At 74.6% G+C, this 22,514-nt stretch carries 23 protein-coding genes; 7 read left to right on the top strand and 16 right to left on the bottom strand.

The window, feature by feature from the left end; genetic code table 11:
- Positions 1-148: 148 nt before the first annotated feature.
- The 10 genes from AB0I11_RS27305 to AB0I11_RS27260 all read right to left on the bottom strand — a co-directional run bounded on the left by AB0I11_RS27305 (position 149) and on the right by AB0I11_RS27260 (position 8,878).
- A complete protein-coding gene (locus tag AB0I11_RS27305; RefSeq protein ID WP_357326481.1) occupies positions 149-1,477 on the bottom strand; it encodes an NAD(P)/FAD-dependent oxidoreductase in 1,329 nt (442 codons plus the stop codon).
- Positions 1,478-1,580: 103 nt separating this feature from the next.
- On the bottom strand, positions 1,581-2,144 hold the full coding sequence (locus AB0I11_RS27300; protein WP_357326490.1) for a hypothetical protein: 564 nt from the start codon (positions 2,142-2,144) through the stop codon (positions 1,581-1,583).
- A gap of 5 nt (positions 2,145-2,149) precedes the next feature.
- Positions 2,150-3,514: a DUF58 domain-containing protein gene (locus AB0I11_RS27295; RefSeq protein ID WP_357326478.1), complete on the bottom strand. Its 1,365-nt coding sequence runs from the start codon at positions 3,512-3,514 to the stop codon at positions 2,150-2,152.
- A complete protein-coding gene (locus AB0I11_RS27290) occupies positions 3,514-4,521 on the bottom strand; it encodes a MoxR family ATPase (protein WP_357326475.1) in 1,008 nt (335 codons plus the stop codon). Before AB0I11_RS27290 ends, AB0I11_RS27295 begins: the two co-directional genes overlap by 1 nt.
- Positions 4,521-5,108: a hypothetical protein gene (locus AB0I11_RS27285; RefSeq protein ID WP_357326487.1), complete on the bottom strand. Its 588-nt coding sequence runs from the start codon at positions 5,106-5,108 to the stop codon at positions 4,521-4,523. The genes AB0I11_RS27290 and AB0I11_RS27285 overlap by 1 nt, the downstream gene beginning before the upstream one ends.
- Positions 5,102-5,845 (bottom strand): DUF4129 domain-containing protein, encoded by a 744-nt coding sequence (locus AB0I11_RS27280; RefSeq protein ID WP_357326472.1) that lies wholly within the window; start codon positions 5,843-5,845, stop codon positions 5,102-5,104. The genes AB0I11_RS27285 and AB0I11_RS27280 overlap by 7 nt, the downstream gene beginning before the upstream one ends.
- Before the next feature lie 20 nt (positions 5,846-5,865).
- Positions 5,866-6,606, bottom strand: a complete 741-nt coding sequence (locus AB0I11_RS27275; protein WP_357326469.1) for a uracil-DNA glycosylase — start codon at positions 6,604-6,606, stop codon at positions 5,866-5,868.
- Positions 6,599-7,285: a dienelactone hydrolase family protein gene (locus tag AB0I11_RS27270; RefSeq protein ID WP_357326466.1), complete on the bottom strand. Its 687-nt coding sequence runs from the start codon at positions 7,283-7,285 to the stop codon at positions 6,599-6,601. Before AB0I11_RS27270 ends, AB0I11_RS27275 begins: the two co-directional genes overlap by 8 nt.
- Before the next feature lie 247 nt (positions 7,286-7,532).
- Positions 7,533-8,549, bottom strand: coding sequence for a hypothetical protein (locus AB0I11_RS27265; protein ID WP_357326463.1), 1,017 nt, complete (start codon positions 8,547-8,549; stop codon positions 7,533-7,535).
- The gene (locus AB0I11_RS27260; protein WP_357326460.1) at positions 8,546-8,878 is read right to left on the bottom strand and encodes a PadR family transcriptional regulator; all 333 of its coding nucleotides are present in this window, start codon (positions 8,876-8,878) and stop codon (positions 8,546-8,548) included. Before AB0I11_RS27260 ends, AB0I11_RS27265 begins: the two co-directional genes overlap by 4 nt.
- 166 nt (positions 8,879-9,044) lie before the next feature.
- Here AB0I11_RS27260 and AB0I11_RS27255 point away from each other — a divergent pair, with 166 nt between their 5' ends.
- From AB0I11_RS27255 to AB0I11_RS27240, 4 genes are read left to right on the top strand one after another with little or no spacing between them, the layout of a single operon-like run.
- A complete protein-coding gene (locus tag AB0I11_RS27255) occupies positions 9,045-9,734 on the top strand; it encodes a hypothetical protein (protein WP_357326456.1) in 690 nt (229 codons plus the stop codon).
- A 59-nt stretch (positions 9,735-9,793) separates the two neighbouring features.
- On the top strand, positions 9,794-12,685 hold the full coding sequence (locus tag AB0I11_RS27250) for a BTAD domain-containing putative transcriptional regulator (protein ID WP_357326453.1): 2,892 nt from the start codon (positions 9,794-9,796) through the stop codon (positions 12,683-12,685).
- Positions 12,686-12,715: 30 nt separating this feature from the next.
- The gene (locus AB0I11_RS27245; RefSeq protein WP_357326450.1) at positions 12,716-13,705 is read left to right on the top strand and encodes an ATP-binding cassette domain-containing protein; all 990 of its coding nucleotides are present in this window, start codon (positions 12,716-12,718) and stop codon (positions 13,703-13,705) included.
- Positions 13,702-14,565, top strand: coding sequence for an ABC transporter permease (locus AB0I11_RS27240; protein ID WP_357326447.1), 864 nt, complete (start codon positions 13,702-13,704; stop codon positions 14,563-14,565). Before AB0I11_RS27245 ends, AB0I11_RS27240 begins: the two co-directional genes overlap by 4 nt.
- Before the next feature lie 79 nt (positions 14,566-14,644).
- On the opposite strand, the gene AB0I11_RS27235 is transcribed toward AB0I11_RS27240, so the two are convergent.
- Positions 14,645-15,586, bottom strand: coding sequence for a Ppx/GppA phosphatase family protein (locus AB0I11_RS27235; RefSeq protein ID WP_357326484.1), 942 nt, complete (start codon positions 15,584-15,586; stop codon positions 14,645-14,647).
- A 51-nt stretch (positions 15,587-15,637) separates the two neighbouring features.
- Complete coding sequence (locus AB0I11_RS27230) at positions 15,638-16,615, bottom strand: helix-turn-helix transcriptional regulator (protein ID WP_357326444.1); 978 nt, start codon at positions 16,613-16,615, stop codon at positions 15,638-15,640.
- Positions 16,616-16,714: 99 nt separating this feature from the next.
- On the opposite strand from AB0I11_RS27230, the gene AB0I11_RS27225 reads away from it, so the two are divergent.
- Positions 16,715-17,611, top strand: a complete 897-nt coding sequence (locus AB0I11_RS27225) for a PHB depolymerase family esterase (RefSeq protein WP_357326441.1) — start codon at positions 16,715-16,717, stop codon at positions 17,609-17,611.
- A gap of 7 nt (positions 17,612-17,618) precedes the next feature.
- On the opposite strand, the gene AB0I11_RS27220 is transcribed toward AB0I11_RS27225, so the two are convergent.
- The 4 genes from AB0I11_RS27220 to eno form a co-directional block, all read right to left on the bottom strand.
- Positions 17,619-18,131, bottom strand: a complete 513-nt coding sequence (locus AB0I11_RS27220; protein ID WP_357326438.1) for an amino-acid N-acetyltransferase — start codon at positions 18,129-18,131, stop codon at positions 17,619-17,621.
- A 1-nt stretch (position 18,132) separates the two neighbouring features.
- Positions 18,133-18,690, bottom strand: coding sequence for a DUF501 domain-containing protein (locus AB0I11_RS27215; protein WP_357326435.1), 558 nt, complete (start codon positions 18,688-18,690; stop codon positions 18,133-18,135).
- A gap of 87 nt (positions 18,691-18,777) precedes the next feature.
- Positions 18,778-19,413 carry a septum formation initiator family protein gene (locus AB0I11_RS27210; RefSeq protein WP_357326432.1) on the bottom strand — a complete coding sequence of 212 codons (636 nt, stop codon included), beginning with the start codon at positions 19,411-19,413 and terminating at the stop codon, positions 18,778-18,780.
- A 28-nt stretch (positions 19,414-19,441) separates the two neighbouring features.
- On the bottom strand, positions 19,442-20,725 hold the full coding sequence (eno, locus tag AB0I11_RS27205) for a phosphopyruvate hydratase (protein ID WP_357326429.1): 1,284 nt from the start codon (positions 20,723-20,725) through the stop codon (positions 19,442-19,444).
- A gap of 211 nt (positions 20,726-20,936) precedes the next feature.
- Here eno and AB0I11_RS27200 point away from each other — a divergent pair, with 211 nt between their 5' ends.
- Together AB0I11_RS27200 and nudC are read left to right on the top strand one after the other, a co-directional pair.
- Positions 20,937-21,629 carry a hypothetical protein gene (locus AB0I11_RS27200; RefSeq protein ID WP_357326425.1) on the top strand — a complete coding sequence of 231 codons (693 nt, stop codon included), beginning with the start codon at positions 20,937-20,939 and terminating at the stop codon, positions 21,627-21,629.
- Positions 21,626-22,498: an NAD(+) diphosphatase gene (gene nudC, locus AB0I11_RS27195; protein ID WP_357326422.1), complete on the top strand. Its 873-nt coding sequence runs from the start codon at positions 21,626-21,628 to the stop codon at positions 22,496-22,498. The genes AB0I11_RS27200 and nudC overlap by 4 nt, the downstream gene beginning before the upstream one ends.
- Positions 22,499-22,514 lie beyond the last annotated feature (16 nt).

Below are 22,514 nucleotides of genomic sequence, written 5' to 3'. Positions count from 1 at the left end.
CGCGACCGCATCGACACCCGCAACCCACCCCAATACGAAAACGTCGGCCTTCAAGACCACAACCAGGTCTTGAAGGCCGACGTCACGCAGAACCCAAATTAACCAACAGCATCCGAGACGAGACGGGAAGGGCCCTTTCGCGCGAAACTCAGCGCGCCGCGCCGACCGGGGCGGACGCCTCGGCGAACTCCTCGCGCGGGTCGTGCAGCTGGCCCAGCGCGACCACCTCACGCTTGAGGAAGAACGCCAGCGTCCAGTCGACGACCACCCGGACCTTGCGGTTGAACGACGGGATCCGCGACATGTGGTACGTGCGGTGCATGAACCACGCCGGCCAGCCGGTCATCTTCACGCCGTACACCTGGGCCACGCCCTTGTGCAGGCCGAGGCTGGCCACGCTGCCGGCGTGCTTGTGCTTGTAGTTGACCGGCTCGCGCCCGCGGATCACGTTCACGATGTTGTCGGCCATCCGGGCGGCCTGCCGGACCGCGTGCTGCGCGCTCGGCGAGCAGAAGTTGCCCGGCTCCTTGGTCAGGTCCGGCACGGCGGCGCAGTCGCCGGCGCTCCACGCGCCCTCGACCACCCGGTCACCGTCCACCACCTGCAGGGTGGGCAGGCAGGTGACCCGGCGCCGATCGTCGCGCGGGAAGTCCGTGGCGTCCAGCATCGGCGACGGCTTCACGCCCGCCGTCCAGACGATGGTGTCCGAGGGGAAGCTCGACCCGTCCGAGAGCTTCGCCACCCCGTCGACGCAGGACTCCAGCCGGGTGTCCAGCCGGATGTCCATGTTCCGCTTGAGCAGCTGCTGCACCGTGTAGGCGCCCATGTCCCGGTCGACCTCGGGCAGCACCCGCTGGGTGGCCTCGACCAGCACCCAGCGCATGTCCGCCGGCTTCAGCTCTGGGTAGTAGCGCAGCGCGTCCCGGGCCATGTCCTCCATCTCGGCCAGCGCCTCGATGCCCGCGTACCCGCCGCCGACGAAGACGAACGTCAGCGCCCGGCTGCGGACCTCGGGATCGGTCGTGGCGGCCGCCACGTCCAGCCGGTCCAGCACGTGGTTGCGCAGGAAGATCGCCTCACCGATGGTCTTGAACCCGATGCCGTGCTCGTGCAACCCGGGGATCGGCAGGGTACGGGAGACCGAGCCCGGAGCGACCACCACGTGGTCGTACGGGATCTCCCGGGCCGGGCCGCTGATCGGCTGCACCACGGCGGTCCTGCGGTGGTGGTCGATCCGGGTGACCGTGCCCGCCACGACCTTGCACTTGCGCAACTCCCGCCGCAGCGGCACCACCGCGTGCCGTGGGGAGATGTTGCCCGCCGAAGCCTCCGGGAGGAATGGCTGGTAGGTCATGTGCGGCTGCGGGTCGACGACGATGACCTCGGCCTCACGGGAGCTCAGCTTCTTGGACAGGCGCAGAGCGGCGTACAGGCCGACATGCCCGGCACCCACGACAAGGATCCGCTTCGGATTCACGTCATCTATCTTTCCCCGGGCGGCTCGGGTAATCCCGTTCGAGACCCTCTTCTGTGACGGAGCACAACCCCTGTGACCTGCGCAACTCCGCCCCGCAGTCCCGCTATCTGCGACGCAGCAACCAGCCGAGCAGGGCGCTGAGCGCCACCGCCACCAGCAGCCCGGCCACCGTCGCGGCCTGGAAGCCCCGGTCGCCGCCGACCCCGCCGAGCCAGGCCAGCACGATGCCGACCACCGCGCTCGCCAGCACCACCCCGCCGGCCCGGCCCAGCCAGCGCAGCACCAGGTCGGGATCGACCACCCCGTCGTAGGGCAGCAGGGCGGCGAGCGCGCAGAGGGTGTGCGCCAGGTAGAGCAGGGCGGCCACGGCGACCAGCCGCCACAGCGCGGGCGGCCGGTCGTACCCGACCGTGGCGAGCAGCCAACCACCGACCACGACCAGCGCCGCGAAGGTCGGCCACGTCCGGCGCGGCCCGGCCGCCGGCAGCACCGCCACCACCGTCAGGGCCAGCAGCGACCGCGGGGTGATCGCCTCCGCCGGGTACGCCACCAGCGCGCCCAGCAGCACGGTGAGGAAGATCCCGGCCCGGATGAGCAGCGGGACGAGGCTGATCCGGCCGACCAGGAACCGCAGCGCCCGGGCCCGCTCGTGCAGCGCCGCCAGCATGTCGTTCACCGGCCACCTACCCGGGGCGCGGTGGCCAGCCGGGCCACGTCCCGCAACACCTGGTCGAGGCTGCCCGCGCCGGCCCAGCGGACCACCGGCACCCCGTGCTCGCGGAGCTGGCCGATCATCGTGTCCCGGTCCAGCCGCCACAGCCGGTACGCCACCTCGGCCCAGCCGCGCTCCTTCGGCGGCGGCAGGTCGGCCGGCAGGGTGTCCACCGCCACCACGAACCGGCCGCCCCGGGCCATCCGGGCCAGCATCTGCGCCGAACGCTCGTCCAGCAACGGGGTGAGCACCACCACCAGCGCGTCCGAGGAGAGCAGCTGCGGGCCGAACACCAGGTCGTACGGCTCATGCGGGGAGGACTCCGCCTTGATGTCGAGCAGCCACTCCAGCACGGTCAGGTACTGCCGGCGCCCGGTGGCCGGGCGGAGCCGGCGGGCCCCCGGGCCGTACTCCAGCAACGCCACCCGGTCGCCCCGGTGCAGGTAGTGCTCGGCGATCGCCGCCGCCGCCCGCACCGTGGTGTCCAGCACCGACGCCGGACCGCGTACGCCGCCGGAGCGGCCCGCCTCGGCCAGCACGTCGAGCAGCACCACCACCTCGGCGTCCCGGTCGGACAGGGTGGCCGCCACGTGCAGCTGCCGGGCCCGCAGCGAGACCCGCCAGTCGATCCGGCGCAGCCGGTCCCCCGGCGCGAAGACCCGTACGCCGGCCAGCTCGCCGCCCTCGCCGGGCCGGCGGGAGTGGTGCGCGCCGACCAGGCCGGCCGCCCGCGGCATCGCCTCGACCGCCTCGAACGGCTCGGTCCTCGGATAGACCCGGGTCCGGACCGGTTCGGTGATCACCGCGCGGGAGACGAGCAGCCCGTCGGCGACCGCCACCCGGGTGCCGGCCGGCCCGATCGGGTGCCGGCCCCAGCGCAACGCCGTCCCGGTCAGGGTCAGGTCGACCGCGGCGCCGGACGGCACCGAGGTGACGAACGGGCGGTCGGCGCCGCCGGCGCGGCCCACGTCGATGCCGGTCCCGCCGAAGCCGACCCGTTCCACCCGCAGCCAGCGGGACATCCGGGTGCGCACCACGGCCAGGTCGTAGGAGACGGTGTCGGGGTTGCCGACGGCCACCGTCACGGTCATCGGGGACCCCTCGACCAGGTGCGCGTCCCCGGCCCCGATCTCCAACTCGGGCAGGGCGGTGGGCCGGCGGCGCAGCCCGTACGCGGTGCCCAGCGCGAACGGCGTGGCCAGCACGACCAGGTCGATCCGGCCGAGCAGCACGGCCGCGACGAGCAGCAGCCCGGTGAGCAGCACGGCCCGGCCGAGCGCCCCGGTGGGCGCCCAGCCGGTGGCGGGCTCGTGACGGTCGGTCATCAGCGCCCGGCGGGCCCGGCCGCGTAGCTGGGCAGCGCGCCGCTGGCCGGGGCGGGGGTGGACTCGAGCACCTCGCCGACCACGAAGGACGGGTCGACCCGGCGCAGCCACATCTCCGGGCGCAGGGTGATCCGGTGTGCCAGGGCGGGCGCCGCCACCGCCTTGACGTCCTCCGGCACCACGTAGTCGCGGTTGTTCAGCACCGCCCGGACCCGGGACAGCAGCAGCAGCGCCAGCGAGCCGCGCGGCGACGCGCCGACCAGCACCGACGGGTGCTCGCGGGTGGCCGCGGTGAGCGCCACGATGTACCGGCCGATGGAGTCCTCGACCACCACGTCCTCCAGCGCGGCCTGCATGGCCCGCAGCGTGGCGGCGTCCACCACCGGGGTGATCTCGGCCTCCTCGCGGCGGCGGGCGATCCGCCGTTGCAGGACCTCCCACTCCTCGTCGTGGTCCGGATAGCCGAAGGAGACCCGGAGCAGGAACCGGTCCAGCTGCGCCTCCGGCAGCGGGTAGGTGCCCTCGTACTCGATCGGGTTGGCGGTGGCGAGCACGTGGAACGGCTCGTCCAGCCGGTAGGTGACGCCCTCGACGGAGACCTGCTTCTCCTGCATCGCCTCCAGCAGCGCCGACTGGGTCTTCGGCGGCGTCCGGTTGATCTCGTCGGCCAGCAACAGGTTGGTGAAGACCGGGCCGGCCCGGAACGCGAAGTCGCCGCTGCGCTGGTCGTAGAGGAAGGAGCCGGTCACGTCGGCCGGGAGCAGGTCCGGGGTGAACTGGAGGCGGCGGAAGTCCAGGCCGAGGGCCTGCGCGAACGACCGTGCGGTGAGCGTCTTGCCCAGGCCGGGCAGGTCCTCCAGGAGCACGTGGCCGCCGGCCAGGATGCCGGCGAGGACCAGCTCCAGGGCCTCCCGCTTGCCGACCACGACCGTGCCGACCGCGTCCAGCACCGCCCGGGCCAGCCGGCCCACCTCGGCGGGGGGCATGCTGCGGTCCACGTCGTTCATCACAACTTCTCCAGTTCGGCGACGATCGCCGCGAGATCGCGCGGCGACGGGGGGCGGCGGGAGGGGGCGCTGAGGAACGTCCACAGCGGCTCTCCCAGCAGGGTGCGGGCCCGGGCCGGGTCGGACTCGCGGGTGATGCCGTGCTTCTGGCGCAGCCGCTCGTCGGCCAGCTCACCGAGGCGGGGCAGGATCCGCTCGGTGAACCGCTCCCGGTTGCCGCCGCACCAGTCCAGCGGGCGCTCCCAGCCGTTGATCGCGGTGCGCAGCGCGTCCCGGGAGGCCCAGTTCCAGGTGCCCGGTTCCTCCCCGGCGGGGGCGCGCGCGCCGGTGCGGGGCGGCGGCGGGGGCGTCAGGGCGGCGGTGACCCGGCGGACCGCGAGCACGGCGAGCACGCCGGCCACGATGATCCAGAGCGAGACCTGGAGGCCGACGGCGCGCAGCCCGACCACCACGACGACGGTGATCGCCGCGGTGACCGTGAGCGTCCGCAGCAGCACCCGGACCCGGCCACGGCCGGCCGGTTCGGCCCGCTCCGCGGCGGGTTCCTCGGCGGACGACAGCAGGTCGTCGATGCTGGTGCTCACGATGCCGGGGCCTCCCCCGCGCCGGCCAGGCTGGTCAGCTCGCCGCGCAGCCGGCGCAGCGCGGACCGGGCCTGGTCGCGCATCCGCGCGTCGACCGTGTGGGTGGCGTACCGGGCCTCGCGGTAGACGTGCGCGAACCCGTCCAGCACGTCGGCGCTGGCGATCGCCGGCACCCCGGCGGCCGGATCACCGCGCAGCAGCCGGGTGACCAGGTCGGTGGGGGTGTCCCCGGCGAGCCGGGGCACCCCGGCCTCCTCGGCGGCCTCCTCCAACCGCACCCAACAGGCGATCACCGCGGTCCGCGGGTCGGTGTCCCGGTCGTCGAGTTCGACCAGGCCGGCGTCGAGCGCGGCCACCACCTCGCGGGCGGTGCCGGCGGCGGTACGCCGGGCCCGCTGGGCCGGCACCGCCCGGGTGGTCCGGCGCAGCGCCCCGCCGACCAACGTCCAGAGCACGTAGCCCACGGCGCCCAGCACGGCCGCCGTGAGCAGCACGATCGCGGTGGTGGCGACCCAGCCCGGGATGCCGCCGGAGGTGGGCGGACCGAAGTCCCGGGGCTCCGCCGGGAAGGAGGGCGCGGCCTCGGCGGACGGGTACTCCGGCACGTACGGGATGTTGTCGGCGGCCGGTGGGATGCGGCTGGCCCCGATGGCGGAGTGGCCGGCGGCGAACGCGGCGGCGGCCAGCAGCAGGGTCACCGCCGCGATCGGCCACCACCTGCGCAGCACGCCGAGGTCCATCCCACCGCCCCACGCATTCCTCAGTCCACCCCGGCCAGGTGCTTCGCCCGGGCGAACACGTCGTCCAACATCGCTGGTGTCAGCCGCCCCGTGAAGGTGTTCTGCTGGCTGACGTGGTAGCAGCCGAGCAGTTCCGGCGCGGACGTGCCGGACCAGTGTGCCCCATGGCCGAAGGCGGGGCGCGGCGTGGGCGGTCGCCGGCCGTACACGTCGCGCAGCACCGGCCACCACGCGGCCCAGGCGAACGCGCCGAGCGCGACCACGACGCGCAGCGTGGGCCGGATCAGCGCGACCTCCCGGTGCACCCAGGGCGCGCAGGTGTCCCGCTCGACCGGGGTGGGCTTGTTGTCCGGGGGCGCGCAGCGCACGGCGGCGAAGATGCGGGTGTCGCGCAGGGCGAGCCCGTCGTCGGCGGCGACGCTGGTCGGCTGGTTGGCCAGCCCGGCGCGGTGCAGCGCGGCGAAGAGCACGTCGCCGGAACGGTCACCGGTGAAGATCCGGCCGGTGCGGTTGCCGCCGTGCGCGGCCGGGGCCAGACCGAGGATGCCGATGCGCGCGTCGGCCGGGCCGAACCCGGGCACCGGCCGCCCCCAGTACTCCTGGTCCCGGAAGGCGGCCCGCCTGGTCCGGGCGACCTCCTCCCGCCAGGCGACCAGGCGCGGGCAGGCGAAGCAGTCGCTCACCGCCCCGTCGAGGTCGGCCAGGTCGGTCGCCCGCGCGGCGCGGGCGACCACCTCGGCGGGGGTACGCGACTCAGCCAAGCCGGGCCCGGAACAGTTCCAGGGTGCGGGCCCAGGCGGTGGCCGCGGCCCGCTGGTCGAAGTGCTCCGGCCGGTCCTCGTTGAAGAACGCGTGCGCGGTGCCCGGGTAGTCGTATGTCTGGCAGGAGCCACCGGCCGCCTCGATGGCCCGGCGTACGCCCTGCACCCCGTCGGCGGCGGAGAGGCCGTCCGCCTCGGAGCAGTGGATGAGCGCGGCCTTGCCGGCGTAGTCCGGCCAGTCGGCGCGCATGCCCTCCCAGGGCAGCCGGGGGTAGAAGGCGGCGGTCGCGACGATCCGCTCGGAGAACGTGCCGGACCAGAGGGCCAGGCTCGCCCCGGCGCAGAACCCGGCGCAACCGATCTTGCCGGCGACCTCGGGGCGGCCGGCGAGGAACTCGGCGGCGGCGGCGATGTCGCTGGCCGCCTCGTCCATCTGGGTGCTGTTCAACATCTGCCGCGGCTCGTCCGGTTTGCTGGCCGGGCCGCCGTGCCGGAAGTCCGGGGCGAGGGCCACGAAGCCGGCCTCCGCGAACCGGTCCACCACCGCCCGCACGTGGGGCACCAGGCCCCACCAGTCCTGGATGACGATGACCGCCGGGCTGGCCGCACCGACGGAGGGTATCGCGAGATACCCCTCGCTCGTCCCTCCGTTGCCGGCGAAGCTCACCATCTCGCCCATGGGTCCGTCCTCCTAGCGGTCAGTCATCGTTGGCTGGTCGCACAGTGGTGTTACGTGCGGGTAGCGTGCCACGCGCCGCACGGCCCGGGGAAGACGCGAGAACAGTGGCATTCACCTCCTGTTCGCCCGCGGGACGGGACGCCCCGGCGGGTGCGGTGGCCGCCGACCTGGCCGGCCCGGTCCGGCGTGGACGGTGGACGGCCGCAGGGGCGCCCGCCGTTCGGCGGGCGCCCCTGCGGGTGCGGGTTCAGCGGGTGGTGGTCGGCTCCGCCGACGGCGCGGGCCCGGCGGTGCCGGTCGGCGACGCGGGCGTGCTCCCGCTCGGCGCGGGGGCGCTCCCGCTCGGTGCCGGCGCGCTCCCGGTCGGGTTCGCCGTGCCGGGCGCGGGCGGTGCGGGCGTCGCGGGGGACGGCACGGGCGGCGCGAAGGGCGCCTGCTCCGGGCAGTACGGGTAGACGTAGCGGGGCGGTGGCACCACGCCGGTGCCGTCGGGGCAGGTGGGCCAGCCGAGCCGGATCGGCACGCCGTTCTGGTCGAAGAGCCGGGCGTCGGTCACCAGCCGGCCCTGCTCGTCGTAGACGAAGACGTCCTGGATCATGTCGTACCGGCGGTCGGTCGAGACCTCCTGGTAGCCGCCGAACGGGTCGGAGCGGGCGTGCTGGTCCACGGTGACCAGGGTGGCGAACGAGAACAGCAGCAGGGCGGCCGTGCCGATCTGCAGCACCTGGCGTCGCCAGCCGCGCAGGCCGGCGGAGTGGCGGCCCAGCCAGACCGAGGCGAGGACCGTGCCGGCGAGCAGGAACAGGCCGGCGAACACGCTGCCGTCGAGCCGGGGCAGCAGCCCGGACGACCCGCCGAGGATCTCGGAGATCACCAGCGCCGCCAGCCAGCCGCGCAGCAGCCACCACGCCGGGCGCAGCGGCCGGAGGAAGTCGCTCACCGAGGGCTGCCCGAGCAGCGGCCCGAGCTGGGTGTCGAGCGCCCGGAGCTGGGTGCCGGCGCGGGCCCGGGCGGCGTCGAACCGCCGGCTCAGGAACGCCGGCCGGGTGCCGGCCTCCGCACCTGCGGCGGCGCGCAGTTCGGCCGCGTACGCCTCCGGCGTGCCGAGCCGGTCGACCAGGGTGCCGTCGGTCTCGGCGGCCACCTCGGCCAGGTGCTCCGGCAGATCCTCGGTCAACTCGTCGCGGACGGCGGGTGGCAGGTCGGCCAGGGCCCCCCGGACCCGGTCGACGTAGTCCGCGATCTCCGGCCCAGTGACGGTCATGCCGCCATCCCCCGATCCTCGAGCAGAGCGTCCATGGTGCCGGCGAAGGACCGCCAGGTCTTGCCGGAGCGGGCCAGCTGGTCGCGGCCGGCGGCGTTGAGCGCGTAGTACTTGCGGTGCGGCCCGGCCTCGCTCGGCACCACGTACGTGGTCAGCAGGCCGGCGGCGAAGAGCCGGCGCAGGGTGCCGTAGACCGAGGCGTCGCCGACCTCTTCCAGGCCGGCCTCGCGCAGCCGGCGGAGGATGTCGTAGCCGTAGCCGTCCTCGTCCTTGAGCACGGCGAGCACGGCGAGGTCGAGCACACCCTTGAGGAGCTGCGTCGTATCCACGCCCCGCACACTAATGCGGATTGCAGAGTACCGTCAAGAAAACAGTAGTTCGGCGGGTCCCGTGACTCGCGGGCACGCTCCACGCCGGCCCGGGCGGGCGATCGGTCGGCTTAAGTTTCGCTTATCAGACCTGCTCATCTTCGGCCGAAATCGGTACGTTGCCCGGATGCGACACCTCGGAACAGTGCTCGCCGCCGTCATCGTCGGTCCGCTGGCCTGGATTCTCTTCGCGCTCGGCCAGGACCGGTCGGAGCGGGCGTTCGCCGCCGCACAGCACGGCGGCGCGCTGGACAGCGGTGATTTCGTCCGGCCCGCGCTGGTGCTGGCCGCCGCCGGGCTCCTGCTGGGGCTCATCGGCACGCTCCGGTTCTCTCCGCTGGGCGCGGCGCTGACCGGCCTGGTCTACTCGGCCAGCTACCTGGGCCTGCTCGTCAGTCCGGCCCGCGTGCTGAGACTGTTCGACCACGAACTGACCGTGAGCGGTCACCGGATCGACCTGGCGGCCCCGCTCCGGTCCGGCACGACGCTGCTGGTCGGGTCGCTGCTCCTGGTCGGCGTCGTGAGCATCCGCCGCTGGCAGCGGTGGCCGCAGCCCGCCGACGACAGGCCGCCGGCGCTGCAGGCGGACGAGATCCTCCCGCCGGTGACCCGACGGGACCGCGCACCCGGTGAGGACGGTCTCGGGCTCGGCGCGCCGCCCACCACCGCCGAGCCGGAACTGGTGCGGGCCGGCGGTCCCGCCCGGGTCGACGGTGCGGACTGGGCCGGTCGGTCCGACTGGGCCGGGCTGCTGTCGGGCGGCTCCGGCGACGGGTCCGGGCGGCCGTCGGACTGGTCGCGCCAGCGTTCGAGGTAGAACCGCCGACGGCCCACGGTGCCTACAGGGCGCGCGGGCCGTCGGCGACAATCGGCACCATGCTCTTCCGCATCCTGGGTCCGACCCAGGTGCTGCTGGCCGACGGACGCGAGATCCCCGTGGGCGGTCCGCGGCTGCGCGCCCTGCTGGCACTGCTCCTGCTCGACGCGGGCCGGGTGGTGCCCACGGATCGGCTGATCGACGGCCTGTACGGCGAGCATCCGCCCGGTGGCGCGGCCAACGCACTCCAGTCCCAGGTGTCCCGGCTGCGTCAGGCCCTGCCCGCGGCGCACACCGTCGAGTTCCACCCGGCCGGGTATCGGCTCGCCGTGGATCCCGCTGACGTCGACGCGTACCGGTTCGAGCGGCTCGCCGAGGCGGGGCACCGCGCGCTCGCCGGCCGCGACTGGTCCCGCGCGGCGGCGGCGCTGCGCGAGGCGCTGGACCTGTGGCGCGGACCGGCCCTGGCCGACGTCACCCAGGTGGCCGGTGCGCCCGTTCAGGCGGCCCGGTTGGACGAGCTGCGGCTGGCCGCCATCGACGATCGCACTGAGGCGGAGCTGGCGCTGGGCGAGCACGCCGCGCTCGTCGCGGAGCTGCGCGAGCTGGTCGCCGCGCATCCGTTGCGGGAACGGTCGCGGATCCAGCTCATGCGCGCCCTGTCCGCCGCCGGCCGGCCGGCCGAGGCACTCGCCGAGTTCGAGGACGCCCGGCGGACGCTGGCCGAGGAACTCGGCACCGACCCGTCGGCCGCGCTGGCCGCGACCCACCTGGCCGTGCTGCGCGGCGACGAACGCCCCGCCGGACGCGAGAAACCCGAACACGGACTGCCGGGCCAGCTCACCACGTTCGTCGGGCGGGAGGAGGAGCTGACGCGCGTCGGCGAGCTGCTCGGCGAGCGACGGCTGATCACCCTCATCGGCCCCGGCGGAGCGGGCAAGACCCGGGTGGCGATCGAGGCAGCGGGCAGCCTCGACAGCGAGGTCCACTTCGTCGAGCTGGCCGGGCTGGCCCACGGTGCGGACGTACCGCAGGCGGTGCTGAGCGCACTCGGCCTGCGCGATGCGGGCCTGCGCGCCCCGTCCGAGCCGGGCCGGGACTCGACCGACCGGCTGGTCGCGGCGCTGGCCGAACGGCGGCTGCTGCTCGTGCTCGACAACTGCGAGCACGTCGTCGCCGATGCGGCCCGGTTGGTCGCCCGCCTGTTGAGCGCCTGCCCGGCGCTGCGCGTCCTGACCACGAGTCGCGAGCCGCTCGGGCTGACCGGCGAGGCGCTGTGCCCAATCTCCGGGCTCGCCCTGCCGGCGGCCGGCGTGGCGGTGACGGACGCCGACGGGTACGCCGCGGTCGTGCTGTTCGCCCAGCGGGCCGCCGACGCCGCGCCCGACTTCGCGGTCACGTCGGCCAACCTCGAGCTGGTGCTGCGGATCTGCCGCACCCTCGACGGCCTGCCGCTGGCGATCGAGCTGGCCGCCGCGCGGCTGCGCGGGCTGCCGATCGCCGAGCTGGCGGCCCGTCTCGACGATCGCTTCCGGCTCCTGTCGATGGGCAGCCGGAGCGGGGTGCCGCGGCACCGGACCCTACGGGCGGTGGTCGAGTGGAGCTGGGATCTGCTCGACGACGCCGAACGGCGGCTGGCCCGGCGGTTCACCGTCTTCGCCGGTGGCGCCACCCTGGAGGCGGCCGAGCGGATCTGCGGCCTGCCCACCGCCGAGTTCGTCGACGCGCTGACCGGCCTGGTCGACAAGTCCTTCGTGGAGTTGAGTGCCGGCCGGTACCGGATGCTCGAGACGGTGCGTGCCTTCTGCGCCGAGCGGCTCACCGAGGCCGGCGAGGCCGACCAGCTCCGTCGCGCGCACGCCGCGTACTTCCTGGAGCTGGCCTGGACCGCCGACGGTCACCTTCGCCGGGCCGAGCAGTTGGCGTGGCTGCGCCGGCTCGACGCCGAGCGGGACAACCTGCACGCTGCGCTCCGTCGCGTCACCAGGGCCGCGGACGCGCCCGTCGCGGCCGAACTGGTCGCGGCGCTGTCCTTCTACTGGTGGCTGCGCGGCATGCGCGGCGAAGCGGCCCGGCTGGCCGCCGATGTGCTCGACGTGCTCGGCCCGGAGGCGCCACCCGGCCTGCGCGAGGAGTTCGTCCTGTGCGTCTACAACGCCTCGCTCGGTGGTTTCGGCCACCTGCCGCCCCCCGGATCGCAGCGGTCCCTGCTCCTCAGCCTCGACCGGCCACCCCGGCCACCCCGGCAACCCTTCCTGCTGTACCTGTCGGGCATCTCGACCGGACCACCGTCCCGGGACGGCGAGGACGTCGACCACCTGATGCGGGACCTGCAGCAGCTGATCGGCTCGGACGTCTGGCTCAACGCGCTCGGCGCGATGGGACTCGGCTCGGCGCGGATGTGGAGCGGTGAGCACGACCGGGCCCGGACCGCGCTGACCACCGCGCTCGACGGCTTCCAGAGCATCGGCGACCGCTGGGGGTCGATGATCACGTTCGGCGTGCTCGGCGAACTCGCCGCCTGGCAGGGTGACCCCCGGGCGGCGAGCGCCGTCCTGGACCGGGCCATGGCGTTGGCCGAGGAACTCGGATCGACCGTCGACCAGGCCGACATGCTGCGCACCCGGGGCGAGACGAGGCTGCGCGCCGGTGACCTCGCCGCGGCGCAGGACGACTTCGCCCGGGCCCTGCTCCTCGCCCAACGCGGCGGCGCACCGGAGTTCGTGTCCGGTGCCCGCCTCGGCCTCGCCCAGGTGGCGCGGTCGCGCGGCGACCTCGCGGAGGCCCGGCGGCTGTGCGAGGCGGCGTTGACGGGCGGGCTCACCGGCTGGTACGTCGGGGAGGCCACGCGGGCGGAGATCATCCTCGCCCTCGAACAGATCACCGCGGCGGAGCAGACCGCGACCCGGGTCGCGCCGGGCGGTGCGCGGCCGTCAGCCGACGGTGCGTGAGCGGTCAGCGCCGGCCCGCACCGTGGGGGCATGACAACTTTCGAGGTCGTCGCCGAAGGGCTGGGCAAGCGGTACGGCCCGACCCGCGCGCTGGACAAACTTGACCTGACCGTGCCCGGTGGCACGGTCCACGGCCTACTGGGACCGAACGGCGCCGGGAAGACCACCGCCGTACGGGTCCTCGCCACACTGCTGCGCCTCGACGCTGGCCGGGCCCGGGTGGCCGGATTCGACGTGACCCGACAGCCGGACGAGGTGCGGGCCCGGATCGGGCTCACCGGGCAGTACGCGGCGGTCGACGAGACCCTCAGCGGCCGGCAGAACCTGGAGCTGTTCGGACGGCTGAGCAGACTCGGCGCCCGGGCCGCCCGCCGGCGCGCCGGCGAACTGCTGGAGCGGTTCGGGCTCGACGAGGCGGCCAGCCGGTCCGCCGGTTCGTACTCGGGTGGGATGCGCCGCCGACTGGACCTCGCCGCCAGCCTGATCCGCACGCCGCGCGTGCTCTTCCTCGACGAGCCGACCACCGGCCTGGACCCGCGCAGCCGCAACCAGGTGTGGGACGTCGTCCGCGCCCTGACCGCGGACGGGGCCACCGTCCTGCTCACCACGCAGTACCTGGAGGAGGCCGATCGGCTCGCCGACCGGATCTCGGTGATCGACACCGGTCGGGTGGTGGCCGAGGGCACCCCGGACGAACTGAAGTCGATGACCGGCGGTGACCGGATCGAGGTGGTCGTACGCGACGCGGCCGACCTGGCCCGGGCCGGCGGGATCATCGCGCGGATCTGTGGCGCGGAGGCCGAGCGCGATCCGGAGATCCGGCGGCTCAACGCGCCGGTGGCCGACCGGGTCGCCGGGCTGGTCGACGTCGTGCGGGCGCTGGACGAGGCGGGGATCGCGGTCGAGGACGTCGGCCTGCGCCGCGCGACGCTGGACGAGGCGTTCCTGCACCTGACCGGACACCGTGCCGACGAGGCCAACCAGCCCGTCGGCGCCGGACGGAAGGCGGACCCGGCATGACGACCGCGATCCGACTGCGCGAGACGGAGACCGTACCGGCCCCGCCGGCGCCCGCGCGCACCCCGCTGGCGCGGTTGCGCTGGGCGGTTACCGACGGCTGGACGATGACCAGGCGGAACATGACCCACGTGATCCGCGCGCCGGAGGAACTGATCCTCTACTTCTCGCTACCGATCATGTTCGTGCTGGTCTTCGGGTACGTGTTCGGCAGCGGCATGCGGGTGCCGGGCGGCGGCAACTACCGCGAGTTCCTGATGCCCGGGATCTTCGTGATGACGATGCTGTACGGCCTTGGCGCCACCGCGACCGGCCTGGCGTTGGACCTCAACCGCGGTGTCGTCGACCGGTTCCGGTCGATGCCGATGGCGCGTTCCGCCCTGATGACCGGCCGCAGCGCCGCGGACCTGCTGCGTGCCCTGCTGGAGATGGCCACCCTGCTGGTGTGTGGCCTGCTGGTCGGCTGGCAGTGGCGGGACGGCGTCGGCAGGGCGGTGCTTGCCGTCGGGCTTCTGCTGATGCTGCGAGTCGCGATCACCTGGATCGGGATCTACCTGGCGCTGCTGGTCCGCAACCCGGACACGGTCGGCATGATCATCTTCCCGGCGGCGTTTCCGCTCACCGCGATCTCCAATGTCTTCGTGTCGCCCGAGCTGATGCCGCGGTGGATCGGGGTGATCTCGGAGTGGAACCCGCTGTCCGCCACCGTCGCCGCGATCCGCCAACTGTTCGGCAATCCGGGCCTGGGTGGCGACTCGTGGCCGGCGGAGCACGCACTGCTGCTGGCAGTGGTGTGGCCGGTGCTCCTGATCGCGACGTTCGCTCCGCTGGCGGTTCGCCGCTACCAGCGACTGAGTCGCTGACGGCCGGGTCTCCGGTGGCCTCGACGCCACCGGAGACCGGCCTGAGCCCGGTCCGTGCCGCCCGGGCCGGGGCCGCCAGCTAGCTCGTTGCCGGTAGGAGACTCCAGGCGATGCCGTCGAGGATGTCGTGTTCGGAGGCGACCACCGAGGGCATCCCGGCGCGTTCCATGATCACTCGGAGCACCAGCGCGCCCGCCCCGATCACGTCCGCCCGGCCCGGGTGCATCACCGGGATCGCCAGCCGCTGCTCGCGGGTCTTCGACAGCAGATCGGCGGTGACCGCGGCGACCTGGGAGGCGGAGACCCGGGCGTGGTGGATCCGCGCCGGGTCGTACTCCCGCAGGCCCTCGGCGATGGCGACCACCGTGGTGACCGAGCCGGCGAGCCCGACCAGGGTGGCCGCCTCCCGGCCCGGCACGGCCGCCAGCGCCCGGTCCACCGCGGCCGCGATGTCGGCCTGCGCGGCGGCGACCTGGTCCGGCCCGGGCGGGTCGCCGTGCAGGTGCCGCTCGGTCATCCGGACGCAGCCGATGTCCACCGAGATCGCCGCCTGGACGCCGCCCTCGCGGGTGCCGACCACGAACTCGGTCGAGCCGCCACCGATGTCGACCACCAGGTACGGCGGCTCGGCGTCGGCGGGCAGCCCGCGTACCGCGCCGGTGAAGGAGAGCCGGGCCTCCTCGTCGCCGCTGACCACCTCGGGCGCCACCCCGAGGGTCTGCTCCACCATCGCCCGGAAGTCGGCGGCGTTCGACGCGTCGCGGCTGGCCGAGGTGGCGCACATCCGCACCCGCTCGGCGCCGAGCTTCTCGATCTCCGCCGCGTAGTCGGCGAGGGCGATCCGGGTGCGCTCGATCGCCTCGGGCGCCAGCCGGCCGGTCCGGTCCACGCCCTGACCCAGCCGGACGATCTCCATCCGGCGGCTCAGGTCCACCAACGGCGCCTGCGGCCCGGCGGACGGGTCGGGCAGGTCGGCGACCAGCAGTCGGATCGAGTTGGTCCCGCAGTCGATGGCGGCCACGCGCGTCGTCACGGCTGCCACCCTACGGCAGCCGACCCCGGGCCTCCGGCGCTACGGCACGCCGTCGAGCAGGTGCGCGCCGAGCGGGGTGAGCCGGTGCCGGACCGCCCCGCCGCTGCGTTCGGTGTCGACCAGGCCGGCGGCCCGCAGCGCGGAGGCGTGCTCGGAGGCCGACGAGAGGCTGATCCCGACGCCGCGGGCGAGCGCCGTGGTGGTGTGCCGGCCCGGCTCGGCCAGCCGGCGCAGCACCGCCGCCCGGGTCGCGCCCAGCACCCCGGCGAGCGGGTCGGCCGCCGGCGCGGTGGCCCGGGCGGGCATCGCCGCCGGGTAGACGAGCAGCACCGGCCGGTCCGGTTCGACCAGTACCCGGGGCAGCGGACCGGCCACCGGGGACGGGAGCAGCAGCAGCCCGTGGCCGGTGCCGGTCACCTCGCCGCGCCACCAGGTCCGGACCTCCAGCACCGGCGGCCGCCACCGGATCGCCGGATGCAGGCCGGCGAGCAGGCCGGCCAGCCCGCGCCGGGCCAGCCCGCGCGCGGCCTCGGCCACCTGCCGCTGGTGCAGGGCGGTCAGCGCCGGCCAGTGCGGGGCCAGCACCGCACCGAACCAGGTGTGCATGGCCCGGCCGAACAGGTCCAGCACCTGCGGGTCGGCCGCCGCGAACCCGCGCCGCAGCGGCGTCGCGGCCACCCCGCCGTACGCGGCGGCGACCTCGGCCCGCACCCGGCGGACGGGGGTGGCCCGGATCGCGGCGAGACCCGCCCCCACCGAGTCCAGCCCGTCGAACGGGGTGAGGAAGTCGGGCAACCGGCCCCGGGCCGGCAGCAGGTGGCGCAGCGACGCGACGGCCGAGCGGACGCCGGGCACCGACGCCGCCGTACCGGCCGCCACCGCCAGGTCCGGCGCCATGGCGGCGCTGCGCGGATCGTGCAGCGCCTGGCAGGCCAGCATGGCCGTGCCCACCGGGTGCAGCCGGTCGACGAACCGGATCCGGCACAGGTCGGCCGGTCCGAGGTGCAGCCGCAGCATGGAATGCAGCGTGCCCGGCTTCGGCGAGGACCGAAAGGGTTGACCGGTCGGTGTCCCGGAACCGACGGTGGAACCCGGTGGCCACGGGGAGGGCGGGACGTGCGGCGGACGATCGCGGTGCTGGCGGGGCTGGTTCTGGCGTACGCCGGGGCGGGGTGCGGCGGGGAACGGGAGCCCGGCCACGCCACGCCATCGGCCCCGGCCGCCCCGGCCGAGCGTCCCGCCGCCGGGGACCACCGGCTGACCCTGTCCCACGGCGGGGTGTCCCGCAGCTACCTCCTGCACGCCCCACCCGGCTACGACCCGGCGCGCCCCACCCCGCTGGTGATCGCGCTGCACTTCTTCCCGGGCAGCGGGGCCGCCATGCGGGAACTGGCCGGCCTCGACGCCCGGGCGGACCGGGAGAACTTCCTGGTCGCCTACCCGGACGGGCGGGACGGCGGCTTCAACGCGCTGATCTGCTGCGGGTCCGCCGACGACGTCGGCTTCCTCACCGCGCTCACCGACCACCTGGTCGACGCCTGGCGGGCCGACCCGGACCGGGTCTATCTGACCGGCATCTCCAACGGCGGCGACCTGAGCTTCCGGGCCGCCGTGGAGGGCAACGGTCGGTTCGCGGCGATCGGCGTGGTCAGTGGCGGCTACAGCGGCCCGCTGACCGAACCGGACAGCTACGTGCCGAAGCAGCCGGTCTCGGTGATCACCTTCGTCGGCGGGCAGGACCGGTACGCGGACACCTTCCACGAGGGCCTGCGGACCTGGCAGCGCCGGCTCGGCTGTCGGCCGGTACCGGGCCGGGCCGCCTCGGGCCGGGGCGGAATCACCCGGGCCGACGCGCGGTGCGCCGACGGCAGCGACGTCACCGTATGGAGCCTGCCGCAGATGAGTCACTCCTGGCCGGGCGCCACCGCGGGCCAACTTGCCGCGCCGGACGCCGGGCTGACCGCCACGGATCTGATCTGGGAGTTCTTCGCGGCCCATCCCCGGCGAAGCTGAGCCGGGGTCAGAGCCGCAGCAGCATCCGGGTGTTGCCCAGGGTGTTCGGCTTGACCCGTTCCAGGTCGAGGAACTCGGCGACGCCCTCGTCGTAGGAGCGGAGCAGCTGCTCGAAGACCGGCGCCGGGACCGGTGCGCCGTCGATCTCGCGGAAGCCGAACGAACGGAAGAAGCCGGTCTCGAAGGTCAGCACGAAGATCTTCGCCACGCCCACCTCGCGGGCCGCGTCGATCAGCTCACCGACGATCCGGTGCCCGATCTTGCGGCCCCGGCAGACCGGGTCCACCGCCACCGTCCTGATCTCGGCCAGGTCCTCCCACATCACGTGCAGGGCGCCGCAGCCGACGACCGTGCCGTCCGCGGCGACCGCCACCCGGAACTCCTGCACGTCCTCGTAGAGGGTGACGGTGGCCTTGCTGAGCAGCCGCCGGTCGTTGGTGTAGGTGTCGACCAGCCGCCGGATGCCGCGCACGTCGGAGGTGCGGGCCCGGCGGACGGTGATCTCGTCGGCGGCGCTCATCTCACCCGGCCGCCGGCACGTCCACACACGGGCCGGCCGCCCACCACTTCTCCACCAGCGCCAGCGTCTCGTCGCCGAACGGGTTGACCCCCGGCCCGGCCGCGAGCGCGTGCCCCAGGTGCACGTGCAGGCACTTCACCCGCCCGGGCATGCCGCCGGCCGAGATGCCGGCGATCTCCGGCACCTCGCCGATCGCCTTCCGGCGGGTCAGGTAGTCCTCGTGTGCGGCCCGGTAGCGGGCGGCCAGCTCCGGGTCCGCGGCGAGCCGCTCGGCCATCTCCTTCATCAGGCCCGCCGACTCCAGCCGGCTGCACGCCGCGGTGGCCCGCGGGCAGGTCAGGTAGTACAGCGTCGGGAAGGGGGTGCCGTCGGCCAGCCGGGGCGTCGTCTCCACCACGTCGGGCAGGCCGCACGGGCAGCGGTGGGCCACCGCCCGGGTGCCGCGGGGCGGGCGGCCGAGCTGCGCGGCCACCGCGGCCAGGTCGGCCTCGGTGGCCGGTTGCCGTTCCGGCGGGGGTACGGAGCCCGCCGCCGGGTCCTGCGGTGGTACGACGCTCACGGTTCCGCCTTCGTTCGCGACTGCGGGGCTCGCAGACCCGGCTCACTCCTCGCGCTCACGGTACCTGTCTCTCGTCGGGTAGCCGGGTCACTTGTCGGGGCGCTCGGCGTTGGCCGCCCGCACGCTCGACCACAGGGTGTCGTACCAGGGGTCGGGCGCCTTCGACGGCCCCGGCCTGGCGCCCTTGCCGGCGTCCTTCGCGGCCCCCTCCGGGTCGGAGAGGACGATCAGCAGGGTCTCACCGGGCCGGCCCATGAAGAAGCGTTCCCGGGCCTGGGTCTCGATGTACGCCGGGTCCTGCCACTTGGCGGCCTCGGCGGTGAGCTCCTCGATCCGGCGGCGCTGGTCGGCCTGGGACGCCTCCATCCGCTCGATGTCCGCCTGCTGGTCCAGGTAGACCCGGACCGGATAGGTGTACGCCAGGGCGAGCGCGATCAGCACCGCGAAGAGCACGGTGGCGCGCCCGGTGAAGCGCCGGGGTTGGGGTGCGGTGAGCCGCTTGACCGTGCCACCGGCCCCGGTCCGCCGGGCGGCCCCCGGCCGGCTCGCGGCGCGTACGCCGTCGGAGCCCCGGGTGCCGTTGGGTGACCGGCCGGCGGCGCGCGGCTCGGCGCGGACGCCGCCGTCGCGGACCGTCGACCGGACCCGGGCACCGCCCGGCCGGCCGGCCTGACCCGGCCGGCGGGCGGGACGCTGACCACCCGGTGTGCGGCGCTGCTGCATCGTCACACCCCTCCCCGGAGCTCTCGGCTCAGGCCGAACGGTAGCGCGGGAACGCGCCGGCGCCGGCGTAGCGCGCCGCGTCGGCCAGCTCCTCCTCGATCCGCAGGAGCTGGTTGTACTTCGCGACCCGGTCGGAGCGGGCCGGGGCGCCCGTCTTGATCTGCCCGCAGCCGGTGGCGACGGCCAGGTCGGCGATGGTGGTGTCCTCGGTCTCGCCCGAGCGGTGGCTCATCATGCAGCTGAAGCCGGCGCGGTGGGCCAGCTCGACCGCGTCCAGCGTCTCGGTGAGCGAGCCGATCTGGTTGACCTTCACCAGCACCGCGTTGGCGGCCTTCTCGGTGATGCCCCGGGCGATGCGCTGCGGGTTGGTCACGAACAGGTCGTCGCCGACGATCTGGATCCGGTCGCCGAGCGCCGCGGTGAGGGTGGCCCAGCCACTCCAGTCGTCCTCCGACAGCGGGTCCTCGATGGACACGATCGGGTAGTCGCCGGCGAGCTTGGTGTAGTAGTTGCTCATCTCCTCGGCGCTCTTCGCCGCGCCCTCGAAGGTGTAGCTGCCGTTGTCGAAGAACTCGGTGGCGGCCACGTCGAGGGCGAAGACGATGTCGGTGCCGAGCCGGTAGCCGGCCTTCTCCACCGCCTCGGCGATCAGGTCCAGCGCGGCGGCGTTGGTGGGCAGGTTCGGGGCGAAGCCGCCCTCGTCGCCCAGGCCGGTGGAGAGGTCCTTCTTCTTCAGCACCGACTTCAGCGCGTGGTAGACCTCGGCGCCGGAGCGCAGCGCGTCCCGGAAGGTGGGCGCGCCGATCGGCGCGATCATGAACTCCTGGATGTCGACGTTCGAGTCGGCGTGCGCGCCGCCGTTGAGGATGTTCATCATCGGGACCGGCAGCAGGTGCGCGTTCGGGCCGCCCAGGTAGCGGAAGAGGCTCAGCTCGGCGCTGCCCGCGGCGGCCTTCGCCACCGCCAGCGAGACGCCGAGGATGGCGTTCGCGCCCAGCTCGGCCTTGTTGTCGGTGCCGTCGATGTCGAGCATCTTCTGGTCGATCAGCCGCTGCTCGCTGGCCTCGTACCCGATGAGCTGGTCGACGATCTTGTCCTCGATGTTGGCGACCGCCTTCTCGACACCCTTGCCCTGGTAGCGGTCGGCGTCACCGTCGCGCAGCTCGATCGCCTCGAAGGCGCCGGTGGAGGCGCCGGACGGCACCGCGGCGCGGGCGATCGTGCCGTCGTCGAGCCCGACCTCGACCTCGACCGTCGGGTTGCCCCGCGAGTCCAGGATCTCCCGGGCGACGATTCCCTCGATGGTTGCCACTGAGTCGCTCCTCGTTTGTGTGTTCCGGTCCGGTATGGGCCGCGACGGTGCGGCTGAGGCAGGTGTTGAACGCAGCGTATCGGTCGGTGCCGGAGCGCACCTCGCTCGGGGCGCACCGGCCCGGCTTGCGGACACGGACATTCCCGGATTCTCGGGCGTCAACCGGCAACGGGTTTGCGAGAGGTTGCCCGGATCGACAAGGCTGGGGCCCATGCCCGCCGCCACGACGACTCTCCGCGTGCTCGCCGCCTCGGTCATCGCGTCGCTCTCCGTCACCGGCTGTCAGGCCGTCGACGATGCCGGAGTCGCGCTCGGACGGGCCGATCTGGTCAACGACCTGGCCGCCCGGATGGACCGGTCGCTGGAGCAGACCTGGGCCGCGGACTACCAGCTGGCCGGCGGTCGGAGCGCCTCGATCGCGCAGACCGCGAAGCCCCTCCAGTCGTCGTACACCTGGCCGGATGGCAAGATCACGGTGACCCAGCAGGCGGTGACCCGGTGCGCCAGCACCAGCGGGCGCACCTCCTGCACGCTGTCGCCGCCGGTGCTCACCGCCGGCAAGCCGTCCGTGATCGTCTTCGCGGAGGCCCGCAAGCACGGGCTGGTCACCCCGCCGGCGGTCATCCGGCTGCTCACCGACGCCGCGTTCGACCCCGAGGCGGAGATCGAGCAGAGCGACACCACCCTGGCCGGGCGGCACGCCACCTGCGTCGACGTCACCCGGGCCGGGGAACGCTTCACCGCCTGCGTCACCAACGAGGGCGTGCTGGCCAGCTTCGCCGGCACCCTCGACAACAAGCCCGCCGAGCTGACGCTGACCGGCTACACCGACACGGTCCGGGCCGCCGCGTTCGACGTGCCGCCCGGGGCCGGCGTGGTGGACCGCCGTACCGCCACCTCGTGACGACCGGACCCGCCGGGACGCCCGACCCCACCGGCGCCGGCCGGGCCGGCTTCGTGCCGGGCGCCGACCGGAGCCGCCCACCCGCGCCCGGCGACCTGGCCCTCGCGGCGGCCGGCCGCAAGCTGCTGACCGGCCCGGCGGGTGGCCTGCCCCGGATCGGGGACCTGCCGGCCGACCTCGACTGGCAGCCGATCGGCACGCTGGACGGCGTCCCCGCCTGGGCCGCCGAGGTGGCCGACCCCGAGACGGTGACCGGCCGCTGGCGCGGCTGGCGCGGCCTCGCCACCGACCTGCCCGCCGCACAGGCCGACCTCGCCGGCCGGGCCCTCGCCGTGCTCACCTGGCGGCGTACGCACCGGTGGTGCGGGGCCTGCCGGACCGAGCTGGCCGACGTGCCGGACGAGACGGCCCGCCGCTGCCCCGACTGCGGGCTGACCGTCTTCGTGCCGCTCTCCGTCGCGGTGCTGGTGGCGATCACCCGTCCCGGCCCGGCCGGCGGTCCCGACGAACTGCTGCTGGTCCGCCACGCGTACGGGCCGACCGGGCTGTGGGCCCTGGTCGCCGGGTTCGTCGAGGCCGGCGAGTCGCTGGAGGCGGCCGCCCACCGGGAGGTGGGCGAGGAGGTCCGGCTCACCATCGAACGCCCCCGGTACGTGGACAGCCAGCCCTGGGCGATGTCCGGGCCGGGGACCCTGCTGGCCGGCTTCACCGCCACCGTCACCGGACCGGACGCCGAACCGGTGGTCGACCTGCGGGAGCTGACCGAGGCGCGCTGGTTCCCGGTCGACGCGCTGCCGGCGGAGCTGCCCCCGGCGTACTCCCTCTCGCGCTGGCTGATCGACGCGGTCGCCGCCCCGGCCGCCCGCTGAGCCCGGTCCCCGCCCG

The organism is Micromonospora sp. NPDC050495 (genome assembly GCF_040655175.1).
Classification (GTDB): domain Bacteria; phylum Actinomycetota; class Actinomycetes; order Mycobacteriales; family Micromonosporaceae; genus Micromonospora.
The sequence above is the reverse complement of the archived record's forward strand: the minus strand, read 5'-3'. Positions and strand labels throughout refer to the sequence as shown.